Origin of the sequence: Pseudomonas sp. NFACC41-3, assembly GCF_900109505.1 — a bacterium.
Classification (GTDB): domain Bacteria; phylum Pseudomonadota; class Gammaproteobacteria; order Pseudomonadales; family Pseudomonadaceae; genus Aquipseudomonas; species Aquipseudomonas chlororaphis.
On the sequence record NZ_FOAE01000003.1, the window covers coordinates 337,799 to 350,425 of the forward strand.

Annotated in this window: 14 protein-coding genes and 1 pseudogene; 6 read left to right on the forward strand and 9 right to left on the reverse strand. The window is 61.2% G+C overall.

The window, feature by feature from the left end:
• Window positions 1-34: 34 nt before the first annotated feature.
• The 3 genes from rpoZ to BMY68_RS15790 form a co-directional block, all read right to left on the reverse strand.
• Window positions 35-298: a DNA-directed RNA polymerase subunit omega gene (rpoZ, locus tag BMY68_RS15780; RefSeq protein WP_007921129.1), complete on the reverse strand. Its 264-nt coding sequence runs from the start codon at window positions 296-298 to the stop codon at window positions 35-37.
• A gap of 167 nt (window positions 299-465) precedes the next feature.
• Window positions 466-1,086, reverse strand: coding sequence for a guanylate kinase (gene gmk / locus BMY68_RS15785; protein WP_007921126.1), 621 nt, complete (start codon window positions 1,084-1,086; stop codon window positions 466-468).
• A 12-nt stretch (window positions 1,087-1,098) separates the two neighbouring features.
• On the reverse strand, window positions 1,099-1,962 hold the full coding sequence (locus BMY68_RS15790; protein ID WP_009046187.1) for a YicC/YloC family endoribonuclease: 864 nt from the start codon (window positions 1,960-1,962) through the stop codon (window positions 1,099-1,101).
• A 270-nt stretch (window positions 1,963-2,232) separates the two neighbouring features.
• Here BMY68_RS15790 and rph point away from each other — a divergent pair, with 270 nt between their 5' ends.
• Both rph and BMY68_RS15800 read left to right on the forward strand, forming a co-directional pair.
• The gene (gene rph, locus BMY68_RS15795) at window positions 2,233-2,955 is read left to right on the forward strand and encodes a ribonuclease PH (RefSeq protein ID WP_007921124.1); all 723 of its coding nucleotides are present in this window, start codon (window positions 2,233-2,235) and stop codon (window positions 2,953-2,955) included.
• A 31-nt stretch (window positions 2,956-2,986) separates the two neighbouring features.
• Window positions 2,987-3,355 carry a DUF4870 domain-containing protein gene (locus tag BMY68_RS15800; RefSeq protein ID WP_007921123.1) on the forward strand — a complete coding sequence of 123 codons (369 nt, stop codon included), beginning with the start codon at window positions 2,987-2,989 and terminating at the stop codon, window positions 3,353-3,355.
• Between the two features lie 61 nt (window positions 3,356-3,416).
• Here BMY68_RS15800 and BMY68_RS15805 read toward each other — a convergent pair whose 3' ends face one another.
• Entirely contained in the window at window positions 3,417-4,196 is a 780-nt protein-coding gene (locus BMY68_RS15805) for an exodeoxyribonuclease III (protein ID WP_003176915.1), read from the reverse strand.
• An 81-nt stretch (window positions 4,197-4,277) separates the two neighbouring features.
• Between BMY68_RS15805 and pyrE the strand changes: the two genes are divergently transcribed.
• The gene (pyrE, locus tag BMY68_RS15810; RefSeq protein WP_007921122.1) at window positions 4,278-4,922 is read left to right on the forward strand and encodes an orotate phosphoribosyltransferase; all 645 of its coding nucleotides are present in this window, start codon (window positions 4,278-4,280) and stop codon (window positions 4,920-4,922) included.
• Between the two features lie 78 nt (window positions 4,923-5,000).
• On the opposite strand, the gene argB is transcribed toward pyrE, so the two are convergent.
• The 4 genes and pseudogenes from argB to coaBC form a co-directional block, all read right to left on the reverse strand.
• Window positions 5,001-5,906, reverse strand: coding sequence for an acetylglutamate kinase (gene argB / locus BMY68_RS15815; RefSeq protein WP_007921120.1), 906 nt, complete (start codon window positions 5,904-5,906; stop codon window positions 5,001-5,003).
• Between the two features lie 39 nt (window positions 5,907-5,945).
• Window positions 5,946-7,304 (reverse strand): annotated as a pseudogene (locus tag BMY68_RS15820) (phosphomannomutase/phosphoglucomutase); the annotation flags it as partial.
• Between the two features lie 296 nt (window positions 7,305-7,600).
• A complete protein-coding gene (gene dut, locus BMY68_RS15825) occupies window positions 7,601-8,056 on the reverse strand; it encodes a dUTP diphosphatase (protein WP_085532831.1) in 456 nt (151 codons plus the stop codon).
• 5 nt (window positions 8,057-8,061) lie between these two features.
• The gene (gene coaBC / locus BMY68_RS15830; protein ID WP_085532833.1) at window positions 8,062-9,270 is read right to left on the reverse strand and encodes a bifunctional phosphopantothenoylcysteine decarboxylase/phosphopantothenate--cysteine ligase CoaBC; all 1,209 of its coding nucleotides are present in this window, start codon (window positions 9,268-9,270) and stop codon (window positions 8,062-8,064) included.
• Between the two features lie 131 nt (window positions 9,271-9,401).
• On the opposite strand from coaBC, the gene radC reads away from it, so the two are divergent.
• Window positions 9,402-10,076, forward strand: coding sequence for a RadC family protein (radC, locus tag BMY68_RS15835; protein WP_007921116.1), 675 nt, complete (start codon window positions 9,402-9,404; stop codon window positions 10,074-10,076).
• A 6-nt stretch (window positions 10,077-10,082) separates the two neighbouring features.
• Here the strand turns inward: radC and BMY68_RS15840 are convergent, their stop codons facing one another.
• Complete coding sequence (locus tag BMY68_RS15840) at window positions 10,083-11,672, reverse strand: ABC transporter substrate-binding protein (RefSeq protein ID WP_085532835.1); 1,590 nt, start codon at window positions 11,670-11,672, stop codon at window positions 10,083-10,085.
• A 546-nt stretch (window positions 11,673-12,218) separates the two neighbouring features.
• Between BMY68_RS15840 and rpmB the strand changes: the two genes are divergently transcribed.
• Window positions 12,219-12,452 carry a 50S ribosomal protein L28 gene (rpmB, locus tag BMY68_RS15845; RefSeq protein ID WP_007921114.1) on the forward strand — a complete coding sequence of 78 codons (234 nt, stop codon included), beginning with the start codon at window positions 12,219-12,221 and terminating at the stop codon, window positions 12,450-12,452.
• Window positions 12,453-12,463: 11 nt separating this feature from the next.
• The gene (gene rpmG / locus BMY68_RS15850) at window positions 12,464-12,619 is read left to right on the forward strand and encodes a 50S ribosomal protein L33 (RefSeq protein WP_003177274.1); all 156 of its coding nucleotides are present in this window, start codon (window positions 12,464-12,466) and stop codon (window positions 12,617-12,619) included.
• Window positions 12,620-12,627: the final 8 nt, after the last annotated feature.

Consider the following 12,627-nt stretch of genomic DNA (forward strand, 5'->3'; position numbering starts at 1 on the left):
ATCCCGCGCCGTGCTACGTCGACCAGGCATAGGCTTAGACGGCCTCGTTGGACTCGTCCTCGAATGCAGCAAAAAGCGGTTCATCTTCAACGATTTCGGCTTCGGCGATAGCTGCGTAGTCGATCAGGCCTTCAGCGATTTCGCGCAGGGCGACGACGGTAGGCTTGTCGTTTTCCCATGCTACTTTCGGCTCTTTGCCGCCGGTTGCCAGTTGACGGGCACGCTTGGTAGAGAGCATGACCAGCTCAAAGCGGTTATCCACGTGTTCTAGACAGTCTTCAACGGTTACGCGGGCCATGGTCTTCCTCGTAGCAAATGCAATATGCGCGCTGCCCGGATGGGCGAGCGGACTCAACAGTTTAAAAAATCACCAGCGATTAGGGAAGCGCTGATTTTTTAACCAAGCTTTCCAACCCGCTACAAGTGCCAATGTAAAGCCCTTGCAGCGGTTTTGGGAAGTGCTATTCAGCCCAGCAATTCGGCGAGCAATTTGCCGAAACGCTGCTGCTGGCGCTTCTGATGCAGCTGGTTGGTGCGGAAAATCGCCTTCAGATCGTCCAGCGCGTGGGCGAAATCGTCGTTGATGATCAGGTAGTCGTAGTCGACGTAGTGGCTCATCTCGCTGACCGCTTCGCGCATCCGGCCTTCGATGATCTCGTCGCTGTCCTGGCCGCGGTTGGTCAGGCGCTGGCGCAAGGCCTGCTGGGAAGGCGGCAGGATGAAGATCGAACGAGCCTGGGGCATCAGTTTGCGCACCTGCTCGGCGCCTTGCCAGTCGATCTCCAGGATCAGGTCGTGACCTTCGTCCAGGGTCTGCTGCAAGTGGCTTTGGGAGGTGCCATAGAGATTGCCGAAGACTTCGGCGCGCTCGAGGAAGTCGCCGTGTTCACCCATCTTCACGAACGCTTCGCGCGAGACGAAGTGGTAGTTCACGCCGTCCACTTCGCCCGGGCGCATGGCGCGGGTGGTGTGGGACACGGAAACGCGGATCGACGGATCGGCGTCGATCAGGGCCTTGACCAGGCTGGTCTTGCCCGCGCCCGAAGGGGCGGAAATGATGTAGAGGGTGCCGGTGCTGTGGTTCATGTCGGGGTAGCCTTACTCAATATTCTGTACTTGTTCGCGCATCTGCTCGATCAACACCTTGAGGTTGACCGCAGCCTGGGTGCTGCGCGGGTCGAAGGCCTTGGAGCCCAGTGTGTTGGCTTCGCGGTTGAGTTCCTGCATCAGGAAGTCCAGGCGCCGGCCGGCGGCGCCGCCGGACTTGAGCACGCGGCGAACTTCGATGATGTGAGTGCTCAGGCGGTCCAGTTCTTCGGCGACGTCGCTCTTCTGGGCGAGCAGCACCATTTCCTGTTCCAGGCGCGTGGGGTCCAGTTCGGCCTGCATGTCGGCGAAGCGGTCGAGAACCTTCTGGCGCTGGGTGGCGAGCATCTGCGGGACCAGTTCGCGCAGGGTCACGACGTCTTCCTCGATGGAGGTCAGGCGGTCGTTGATCAGGCGGGCCAGCTCCGCGCCTTCGCGCTCGCGGCCGCTCTTCAACTCTTTCAGCCCCTGGTTGAACAGGCTCAGGGCTTCGTTGTTCAGCGCTTGCGGGTCGCTGGCATCGGCCACCAGGACGCCGGGCCAGGCCAGCACTTCCAGTGGGTTCAGTGCCGCCGGCTGTTTTATCAGGCTGGCAACGGACTCGGCTGCCGCCACCAGTTGCGCGGCGCGCTCCCGGTCGACCTGCAGTGGTTTACCGGTGGTTTCTTCGGTGAAGCGCAAGGTGCATTCGAGCTTGCCGCGCGACAGTCCCTGGCGCAGCGCCTCGCGGACCGCGCCTTCCAGATCGCGAAAGGATTCCGGCAAGCGCAGGTGCGGTTCCAGGTAACGGCTGTTGACCGAGCGCAGTTCCCAACTCAGGGTGCCCTGGGTGCCGGCCCGTTCTACCCGGGCGAAGGCGGTCATGCTGTGCACCATGGAGGTACCTCCGATACAGGTCCGCCGCCAACCGCGGAGGGTTGCACGGGCCCGATATGAATGAATTGAAGCCGACAGGCTGCGAAGGCGCAGGATTGTAGCGCAGTGCGGTGGATGCTCCCAAACTGCGGGTGTGACAAAGCGCTGCGGGGCGACCGGAGGGCCGTTCCAGAGGCGTCGCCGACGGGCCGGGGTTTTTAGAACTGCCCAGGCAGGGCCGCGGGCTCTATAATGATCGGCAGTTTTCCGTCCCCGTACAGGTATTTCCCTATGAAACGTCCAAGTGGTCGCGCTGCCGATCAGCTCCGCTCGATCCGCATCACCCGCAACTACACCAAACACGCCGAGGGATCTGTACTGGTCGAGTTCGGTGATACCAAAGTGATCTGCACGGTCAGCGTCGAGAACGGCGTACCCCGCTTCCTCAAGGGCCAGGGCCAGGGTTGGTTGACCGCCGAATACGGCATGCTGCCGCGCGCCACCGGCGAGCGTAACCAGCGTGAAGCCAGTCGCGGCAAGCAAGGCGGCCGCACCCTGGAGATCCAGCGTCTGATCGGCCGTTCCCTGCGCGCTGCGCTGGACATGACCAAGCTGGGCGACGTCACCCTGTATGTTGACTGCGATGTGATCCAGGCCGATGGCGGTACCCGTACCGCGTCGATCACCGGTGCCATGGTGGCCCTGGTGGATGCGCTGAAAGTGATCAAGAAGCGTGGCGGCCTGAAGGGCGGCGACCCGATCAAGCAAATGATCGCGGCGGTGTCCGTGGGCATGTACCAGGGCGAGCCGGTGCTGGATCTAGATTACCTGGAGGACTCGGCGGCCGAGACTGACCTCAACGTGGTCATGACCAGCACTGGCGGCTTCATCGAAGTCCAGGGCACTGCCGAAGGCGCGCCGTTCCAGCCGGAAGAACTGAACGCCATGCTGGCCTTGGCCAAGAAAGGCATGAGCGAGATCTTTGAATTGCAACAGGCAGCCCTGGCTGACTGATTGCCCGGTAGCTTTCAGCAAGGAGAGCCGCATGAACGACGACCAGCTTCCGCAACCTGTCCCGAGCCATGAGGTGCGTCAGTGGGCGATGTTCTGTCATCTGTCGGCATTGCTGGGCATCTGGATTCCGTTCGGCACCCTGATCGGCCCGTTGGTGCTCTGGCAGATGAAGCGCGAGACCGATCCGTTCATCGATGCCCAGGGCAAGGAAGCGCTGAACTTTCAGATCACGGTGGCCCTTGCCTCGCTGGTCTGCTTCCTGTTGATGGTGGTGCTGGTGGGTTTCCTGCTTTTCGGTCTGCTGGCGATCGGCGCCCTGGTGCTGACCATCATCGCCGGAGTCAAGGCCAATGAAGGGGTGGCGTACCGTTACCCGTTCACCTGGCGATTGATCAAGTAGGTCGAGCGCCCACAAAAAAGCCGACACTGATGTCGGCTTTTTTGTGGCTGCGAAAAGACGCTTAGATGGTCAGCGTCCAGTCGTAGTCCACAATCAGCGGCGCGTGTTGCGAGAAGCGCGGCTGGCGTGGCAGGCGTGCGCTGCGCACGAAGCGACGCAGGCCCGGGGTCAGCAGCTGATAGTCGAAGCGCCAGCCCAGGTTGAGCATCTCGGCCTGTTCGTTGTCCGGCCACCAGCTGTATTGATCGCCTTCGCGGCTGACTTCGCGCAGGGCGTCGACATAACCCATGTTGCCGACAATCTCGTCCATCCAGGCACGCTCAGGCGCCAGGAAACCCGGAGATTGTTGGCTGTCACGCCAGTTCTTGATATCCAGCTTCTGTTGCGCCACGTACAGCGAGCCACAATAAATGTACTCGCGACGTTTGCGCCGCTGTTTATCCAGGTAACGGGCGAAGTCGTCCATAAGCTTGAACTTCTGGTTCAAGTCTTCATCGCCGTTCTGCCCGGAAGGAAGCAGCAAGGTCGCGATGCTGACCTTGTCGAAATCGGCTTGCAGGTAGCGCCCGTAGCGGTCGGCCGTCTCGAAGCCGAGACCGCTGATGACAGCCTTCGGTTGCAACCGCGAATACAAAGCCACACCGCCTTGGGCGGGAACTTCGGCATCGCAGGCATAAAGGAAGTAGCCATCCAGTTGGAAGGCTGGATCGTCCAGTTCAAAGGCGGAGGCGCGGGTGTCCTGCAGGCAGATGACGTCGGCATTCTGTGCTTGCAGCCAACTGAGCAAACCTCGCTCCACCGCAGCCTGAATACCATTGACGTTCACACTGATGATCCGCATAAATGGCCCCAAAAATCACGTGCGTGTATGATACCCGAGGTCTACCTAATTAGCTAAATCCGTGGTATTTGGGGCTTTTTCATGCAGGCGTATCAGCGCGATTTCATTCGTTTTGCCATCGATCGCGGGGTTTTGCGCTTCGGTGAGTTCACCCTGAAGTCCGGGCGTACCAGTCCTTACTTCTTTAATGCCGGCCTGTTCAACAGCGGTTCGGCCCTGGCGCAGCTGGGGCGTTTTTATGCCGCGGCGATCGTCGACAGCGGCATTTCTTTCGATGTGCTTTTCGGCCCGGCGTACAAAGGCATTCCTTTGGCGGCGGCGACGGCCGTGGCCCTGGCCGAGCATCATCAGCGCGATCTGCCATGGTGCTTCAACCGCAAGGAAGCCAAGGCTCACGGCGAAGGCGGCAGCCTGGTCGGCGCGCCATTGACTGGCGATGTGCTGATCATCGACGACGTGATCACCGCGGGCACCGCGATTCGCGAAGTGATGCAGATCATCGAATCCCAGGAAGGCGCCAAGGCGGCGGGTGTGCTGATCGCCCTGAACCGTCAGGAGCGTGGCAATGGTGAGTTGTCGGCGATCCAGGAAGTCGAGCGCGACTTCGGCATTCCGGTGGTGAGCATCGTTTCCCTGACCCAGGTCCTGCAGTTCCTGGCGGACGATCCGGCGCTCAAGCAGCATCTGCCGGCGGTGGAAGCCTACCGCGCGCAATTCGGCGTCTGATACCGACCTGTAAGGATCGCACAGGCAAAAAAAGACCCCGCTCAGCCAGGCTGAACGGGGTCTTTTTGTTTGTGTTGCTTAAGGACGCTTGCGATTGCTGATCAGGGTGCCGACACCGGTATCGGTGAAGATCTCCAGCAGAATCGCATTGGGTACGCGACCGTCGATGATCAACGAGCTGCCCACGCCACCCTGTACCGCTTCCAGCGCGCAACGAATCTTCGGCAGCATGCCGCCGTAGATGGTGCCGTCTTCGATCAGGGCGTCGACCTGCTGGGTGGTCAGGCCGGTCAGCACCTTGCCCGACTTGTCCATCAGGCCGGCGATGTTGGTCAGCAGCATCAGCTTCTCGGCTTTCAGCGCCTCGGCCACCTTGCCGGCCACCAGGTCGGCGTTGATGTTGTACGACTCGCCGTTGGCACCGACGCCGATCGGCGCGATCACCGGGATGAAATCACCTTTGACCAGCAGGTTCAGCAGGTCGGTGTTGATGCCGACCACTTCGCCTACGTGGCCAATGTCGATGATTTCCGGGGTGGTCATTTCCGGCGTCTTGCGGGTGACGGTGAGCTTCTTCGCGCGAATCAGCTCCGCGTCCTTGCCGGTCAGGCCGATGGCGCTGCCGCCATGGCGGTTGATCAGGTTGACGATGTCCTTGTTCACCTGGCCGCCGAGGACCATCTCCACCACGTCCATGGTCGCCGCGTCGGTGACGCGCATGCCATCGATGAAGTGGCTTTCGATGGACAGGCGCTTGAGCAGGTCACCGATTTGCGGGCCGCCGCCATGCACGACCACCGGGTTGATCCCGACAGCCTTCATCAGCACGATGTCGCGGGCGAAGCCGGTCTTCAGCTCCTCGCTTTCCATCGCGTTGCCGCCGTATTTGATCACCAGGGTCTTGCCGACATAGCGGCGAATATAAGGCAGCGCTTCGGACAGGACCTTGGCGGTATTGGCGGCGGCATCGCGTTCGAGGGTCATTCAGGGCTCCGGCACTTCAATAAAGGCGCTTGAAGAAAATCAAAACGGTAGTTGGAGGTCAGGTGCAACACGTTTCAGCTGGGTGTGGAACACATCCTTGATGCGCTGCAGTTCGGCTTCGTCATCGGCTTCGAAGCGCAGTACCAGCACCGGCGTGGTGTTGGAGGCGCGAACCAGGCCCCAGCCTTTGGGGTAGTCGACTCGTACGCCGTCGATGGTGGTCAGGTCGGCGCCTTCACCCCATTGCGCGTCGTGCAGCGCATCAATGATGCTGAATTTGCTCTCTTCGGTCACATGGATATTGATTTCCGGCGTAGAAATATCGTTCGGGAAGGTGGCGAACAGCTCTTCCGCGTTGGATTTTTCCTTGCTGAGGATCTCCAGCAGCCGCGCGGCGCTGTAGATACCGTCGTCGAAACCGAACCAGCGTTCCTTGAAGAACACATGCCCGCTCATTTCACCGGCCAGCAACGCACCGGTCTGCTTCATTTTCTTTTTGATCAGCGAGTGACCGGTCTTCCACATGAGTGGGCGACCGCCATATTCCTTGATCAGCGGGATCAGGCGGCGGGTGCATTTGACGTCGAAGATGATCTCCGCGCCCGGGTTGCGCGCTACGACATCCTTGGCGAACAGCATCAACAGGCGATCGGGGAAGACGATGCTGCCGGTGTTGGTCACGACGCCAACGCGGTCGCCGTCACCGTCGAAGGCCAGGCCGATGTCGGCGTTGGTCTCGGCGACCTTGGCGATCAGGTCCTCCAGGTTCTCAGGCTTGCCCGGGTCCGGGTGGTGGTTGGGGAAGTTGCCGTCCACTTCGCAGAACAGCGGGATGACTTCGCAGTTCAGCGCTTCGATCAGCTGAGGCGCGATGACGCCGGCCGCGCCGTTGCCGCAATCGACCACCACTTTCAGGCGGCGGGCGAGTTTGACGTCGGCGGTGATTTCCTTGCCGTAGCGATCGAGGATGTCGACCTTGGTGATGCTGCCCTGACCGCTGCTCAGGTTGTTAGTCTTGAGGCGATCGTGCAGGGCCTGGATCTGCTCGTTGGCCAGGGTGTCGCCGGCAATGACGATCTTGAAGCCGTTGTAGTTCGACGGGTTGTGGCTACCGGTCAGCATCACCCCGGATTTGCCGGCCAGCACATTGGCCGCGTAATACAGTGCCGGGGTCGGTACCAGGCCGACATCGCTGACGTGGCAGCCACTGTCGTGCAGGCCCTGGATCAGTTGCGCCACCAGCTCGGGACCGGACAGGCGACCGTCACGGCCTACGCAAACATTGGGTTCGCCCTGGGCCAGGCTCTCGGAGCCAATGGCGCGACCGATCCAGTAGGCGGTTTCAGCGTTCAGGGTTTCCGGAACGGTTCCGCGAATGTCATAAGCGCGAAAGATGCTTTCAGGGAACTTGGGTACGACTTGGGCTGCGTTGCTCATCACTGGGGGTGCTCCGTCTAAAAGGGGGCAGGACAGGCCGGAATACTGACCGGAAGGCTCAAACTGAAGGGTATGACGGCGTTTTTGCCCTTGGGTTCATGGTGCAAAAATGCCATCTGATGAGCGTCAGCTCTTTTTCGATCACCTTGTGCCGTGATTCCGGGTGGTCAAGTCCGCGAATAAACCTGCTGAGTTTTCGTGCTGAAACACAGCCTACCAATCTTAGGCGAGCCGCTGGCGCGGCCCGCTTTTTTTGTTCAATGGCTGCCGGAGTGACCGAAACCGCCCGCGCCGCGCTGGCTTTCGTCGAAGGCTTCGACCACTTCGAAGTGCGCCTGGACCACGGGTACCAGAACCAACTGGGCAATGCGTTCGCCCACCGCGATGTTGAAGGCGGTCTGACCGCGGTTCCAGCAGGAGACCATGAGTTCGCCCTGGTAATCGGAGTCGATCAGGCCGACCAGGTTGCCCAGGACGATGCCGTGTTTGTGACCCAGGCCGGAGCGCGGCAGGATCAGCGCGGCGAGGCCTGGGTCGCCGATGTAGACGGACAGGCCGGTAGGAATCAGCAGGGTCTGGCCCGGTTCCAGGAGGGTGTCCTGCTTGAGCATGGCGCGCAGGTCGAGGCCGGCGGAGCCTGGCGTGGCGTACTGCGGCAGGGGGAATTTGTTGCCGATGCGTGGGTCGAGGATCTTGGCTTGTAAAGCGTGCATGCGAGTTAAACCTGGTTCAGCCGTTCGGCGATGAAAGAGATCAGTTGGCGGGCAATCTTGCCCTTGCTGGTCTGGGCGAAGAGAGTTGCGTGCAACTCCCGGTCAATCACGCTGCAGGCATTTTCCTCGCTGTTGAAGCCAATGCTCGGGTTGGCCACGTCGTTGGCGACGATCAGGTCGAGGTTCTTGTCTTTGAGTTTGCGTGCAGCGTAGTCGAGCAAGTGTTCGGTTTCAGCGGCGAAGCCGACGCTGAACGGACGGTCGGGGCGGGTGGCGATGGTGGCCAGGATGTCCGGGTTGCGCACCATCTGCAGCAGCAGGCCGTCGCCGTTCGTAGGGTCTTTCTTCAACTTCTGTGGGGCGACGACTTCCGGGCGGTAGTCCGCGACCGCGGCCGAGGCGATGAACAGGTCGCACGGGATGGCGGCCTCACAGGCAGCGAGCATGTCGCGGGCGCTGACTACGTCGATCCGGGTCACGCGATCCGGGGTCGGCAGGTGCACGGGACCGGTGATCAGGGTGACTCGGGCACCGGCTTCGACCGCGGCTTCGGCCAGGGCAAAGCCCATTTTCCCGGAGCTGTGGTTGGTGATGTAGCGCACCGGGTCGATATTTTCCTGGGTCGGGCCGGCGGTGATCAGCACGTGTTTGCCGGTCAGCGTCAGGTGCTGGAAGCAGTCGGCGGCGCACAGCGCCAGATCGTTGGCTTCGAGCATGCGGCCCAGGCCGACGTCGCCACAGGCCTGGCTGCCGGAAGCCGGGCCGAAGACCTTCAGGCCACGGCTTTGCAGCAGCTGGGTGTTGGCCTGGGTGGCAGGGTCGCGCCACATGGCCTGGTTCATGGCCGGGGCGATGGCGACGGTGGCGTCGGTGGCCAGGACCAGGGTGGTCAGCAGGTCGTCGGCGATGCCTTGGGCCAGGCGGGCGATCAGGTCGGCGGTGGCTGGGGCGATCAGCACCAGGTCGGCCCATTTGGCCAGTTCGATATGGCCCATGGCGGCTTCGGCCGCGGGGTCGAGCAGGTCCAGGTGGACCGGGTGCCCGGACAGGGCCTGCATGGTCAGCGGGGTGATGAATTCACTGCCGCCACGGGTCATGACCACACGCACTTCCGCGCCGTGGTCGAGGAGTCGGCGAACCAGCTCGGCGCTCTTATAGGCAGCGATGCCGCCGCCGACGCCGAGAACGATGCGTTTCCGATACAGCCGCTGCATAGGCCTGCCTTTCAGTTCAATGATTGCTGCGTGTAACACCCCCTCCCCAGGGGAAATTCCACGCAAAAAGATGGGCTAAGATAGCACAGCGACCGCTATGGAACAGCGGCGCCCACACACATGGAGGTGCTATGAGCATTCGCGACTGGCCTGCGGCGGAGCGCCCGCGGGAGAAGCTTCTCGAGCAGGGCGCGCTGGCCCTTTCCGACGCCGAATTGCTGGCGATTTTCCTGCGCACTGGGGTCGCCGGAAAAAGCGCGGTCGACCTGGCGCGACACCTGTTGCATCAGTTCGGCAGCCTGCGTGGTCTGCTCGAGGCGGACCAATTGACCTTCAGTCGGCAGCTTGGCTTGGGCCCGGCCAAGTTCGCGCAATTGCAGGCGGTGCTGGAAATGGCGCGGCGGCATCTGGCGGAAAAACTCAGTCGCAATTCGGTGCTGGAAAGCCCGGTGGCGGTCCGCGACTACCTCAAGGCGATGTTGCGCCATGAACCGCATGAGGTCTTCGGTTGCCTGTTCCTCGACTCCAAGCACCGGGTGCTGGCGTTCGAGGCGTTGTTCCAGGGCTCCATCAACACCACCAGCGTCTATCCGCGGCAGGTGGTCAAGCGTGCCCTGGCGCACAACGCGGCGGCGTTGATCCTGTGTCACAACCATCCTTCGGGTGTTTCCGAACCGAGCCAGGCGGATCGGGTGCTGACCCGCAGGCTCACGGAGGCGCTGGACCTGGTGGATGTGCGCGTACTCGACCATTTCATCGTCGGCGAGGGTGAGCCGCTGTCGATGGCCGAGTACGGTTGGATGTAGCCGGGGTCAGGGCTTGAGGCTGACCTTCGAGTAGTCCTGGCGACCGAACGGGCTGACCTGATACCCATGGACATCCTTGCGCGTCAGGGCGAAGGCGGTCGGGTGGGCAAGCGGTAGCCACAGGGCCTGCTGCTGGATCTGGGTTTGCGCCTGCTGGTAAAGCTTGCTGCGCACGCCCTGCTCGGTGGTGGTCTTGCCGGCGGTGATCAGCTTGTCCAGGCCGGGGTCGCAGTAGCGGGCGAAGTTGGTCCCGGACTTGACTGCCGCGCAGGTGAACTGCGGGGTGAGGAAGTTATCCGGATCGCCGTTGTCGCCGGCCCAGCCCATGAACAGCAGGTCGTGCTCGCCGGCCTTGGCCCGACGGATCAGCTCGCCCCATTCGATCACGCGGATCTCCGCCTGGATCCCGACCTCCGCCAGGTCCGCTTGCAGCTGTTGCGCGCCCAGGCTCGGGTTGGGGTTCAGCAAGCTGCCGGAAGGGCGGGTCCAGATCGTGGTCTGGAAACCGTCTTTCAGGCCGGCCTTGGCCAGCAGCTGGCGGGCTTTCGCCGGATCGTGGGCGTAACCCGGCAACTCCTTGGCGTAGCTCCAGGTGTTGGGCGGGAAGGGGCCGTTGGCGGGTTCGGCGGTGTTTTCGAAGACCGCTTTCAGGTAGTTGGCCTTATCGAAGGCGAGGTTGATGGCCTGGCGCACTTCAGGTTTGTCCAGCGGTGGGTGCTGGCTGTTGATGGCGACGAATGCGGTCATGAAGGCCGCGGTTTTCTCGACCTTGAGCGTAGGCTCCTCAAGTGCGGCGGTCACGTCCAGCGGCTTGGGCGACAGGGCGATCTGGCATTCGTTGCGGCGCAGCTTCTGCAGGCGCACGTTGGCGTCCGGGGTGATGGCGAAGATCAGCGAGTCCACCGCCGGCTTGCCGGCAAAGTAGTCGGGGTTGGCCTTGTAGCGGATCGATGCGTCCTTCTGGAAACGGCCGAAAACGAAGGGGCCGGTGCCGATCGGCTGGCTGTTGAGCTTGTCCTGGGTGCCGGTCTTGAGCAACTGGTCGGCGTATTCGGCGGAGTAGATCGACGCAAACCCCATGCTCAGGGTGGCGAGGAAGGTCGAATCGGCATGATCAAGGGTGAAGCGCACGGTCAGCGGATCCAGGGCGTCGATCTTCTTGATCAGCGCCGGCAGCTGTAGCGACTGGGCATGGGGATAGCCGCTCTGCGCCACTTTATGCCAGGGGTTGGCCGGGTCGAGCATGCGGTCGAAGCTGAACTTCACGTCTTCGGCGGTCAGCTCGCGGCTCGGATTGAAATACGCGGTGCGATGAAACTTCACTTTCGGGTGCAGCTTGAACACATAGGTCAGGCCGTCGGCCGAGACTTCCCAGCTATCGGCCAGGCTCGGTACCACCTTGCCGCTGCTGGCGTCGAACTCCACCAGGCGATTCATCAGCACATCGGCCGAAGCGTTGGTGGTGGTCAGCGAGTTGTACTGCACTACGTCGAAACCTTCCGGGCTGGCCTCGGTGCACACGCTTAATGCGGCGGCGTGGACCAGCGGGCTCAGAAGAAGAGGGGCGAACAGGAGCGGGAGGGCAGCGAGGCGCATGTTTGGCTTCCTTTGCAGATCGAAGGCCCATCTGCGAGTGCAGTCTGGAAAAGGCTTACCCTAGTGGCCCCGTTGAAAAATGACTATCCCCTTTTTTCGCTCGTGGGCCGGATACATTGGCATTTATTGCCGCGTCGAGCCTGTTGGCGGCCGGCAGTCATGGCCACATTAGGCATAAATTGACAGAGGTTTTTTTCCATATATTGACGTGGAACGAGCGGTGCGGCGGCTGTGCAGGGTGATTTTGCCGCCTGTTTCACCCTCGGAGAATTTATTCTGCGACGAGCGGTCAGCCATGGCGCCAGCCTTTGGTGCAGGCATCCGGAGCAAGAAAACAGGGACTTTTCGAAATCCAAAGCACACCGGCTGTTGTTGCTACGGGGTCTTTCTGGTATAAAGCAGCGCTCTTTTCTAGGGGCCCGGTTCCTTCGCTTGTAGGTGTAGCCGGTAAGACCCTAAAGAAACGCGGCGCCTGGCGCCAAATGACTGAGAGATTAAGCGGCCAACCCATGCCGGGTTGGGCATGTGGTTTTAGAGGGCTGAGGCATGTCGAGAGTCTGTCAAGTTACCGGTAAGGGTCCGGTGACTGGGAATAACATTTCCCACGCAAACAACAAAACCCGTCGTCGTTTCCTGCCGAACCTGCAGCATCACCGCTTCTGGGTTGAGTCCGAGAAACGTTTTGTGCGTCTGCGCGTATCTGCCAAAGGCATGCGTATCATCGACAAGCGTGGCATTGATGTCGTGCTGGCCGAACTTCGTCGCGATGGCAAGGTTTAAGGGAGCTAATCATGCGTGAATTGATTCGTTTGATTTCGAGCGCCGGTACTGGTCACTTCTACACTACCGACAAGAACAAGCGCACTACTCCGGACAAAATCGAGATCAAGAAATATGATCCGGTTGTTCGTAAGCACGTGATCTACAAGGAAGGCAAAATCAAGTAATTGATTTT

Excerpts from the sequence above, each read along its gene's own strand:
- rpoZ (WP_007921129.1), bottom strand. The coding sequence starts at position 298 with ATGGCCCGCGTAACCGTTGAAGACTGTCTAGAACACGTGGATAACCGC.
- gmk (WP_007921126.1), bottom strand. The coding sequence starts at position 1,086 with ATGAACCACAGCACCGGCACCCTCTACATCATTTCCGCCCCTTCGGGC.
- BMY68_RS15790 (WP_009046187.1), bottom strand. The coding sequence starts at position 1,962 with ATGGTGCACAGCATGACCGCCTTCGCCCGGGTAGAACGGGCCGGCACC.
- rph (WP_007921124.1), top strand. The coding sequence starts at position 2,233 with ATGAAACGTCCAAGTGGTCGCGCTGCCGATCAGCTCCGCTCGATCCGC.
- BMY68_RS15800 (WP_007921123.1), top strand. The coding sequence starts at position 2,987 with ATGAACGACGACCAGCTTCCGCAACCTGTCCCGAGCCATGAGGTGCGT.
- BMY68_RS15805 (WP_003176915.1), bottom strand. The coding sequence starts at position 4,196 with ATGCGGATCATCAGTGTGAACGTCAATGGTATTCAGGCTGCGGTGGAG.
- pyrE (WP_007921122.1), top strand. The coding sequence starts at position 4,278 with ATGCAGGCGTATCAGCGCGATTTCATTCGTTTTGCCATCGATCGCGGG.
- argB (WP_007921120.1), bottom strand. The coding sequence starts at position 5,906 with ATGACCCTCGAACGCGATGCCGCCGCCAATACCGCCAAGGTCCTGTCC.
- dut (WP_085532831.1), bottom strand. The coding sequence starts at position 8,056 with ATGCACGCTTTACAAGCCAAGATCCTCGACCCACGCATCGGCAACAAA.
- coaBC (WP_085532833.1), bottom strand. The coding sequence starts at position 9,270 with ATGCAGCGGCTGTATCGGAAACGCATCGTTCTCGGCGTCGGCGGCGGC.
- radC (WP_007921116.1), top strand. The coding sequence starts at position 9,402 with ATGAGCATTCGCGACTGGCCTGCGGCGGAGCGCCCGCGGGAGAAGCTT.
- BMY68_RS15840 (WP_085532835.1), bottom strand. The coding sequence starts at position 11,672 with ATGCGCCTCGCTGCCCTCCCGCTCCTGTTCGCCCCTCTTCTTCTGAGC.
- rpmB (WP_007921114.1), top strand. The coding sequence starts at position 12,219 with ATGTCGAGAGTCTGTCAAGTTACCGGTAAGGGTCCGGTGACTGGGAAT.
- rpmG (WP_003177274.1), top strand. The coding sequence starts at position 12,464 with ATGCGTGAATTGATTCGTTTGATTTCGAGCGCCGGTACTGGTCACTTC.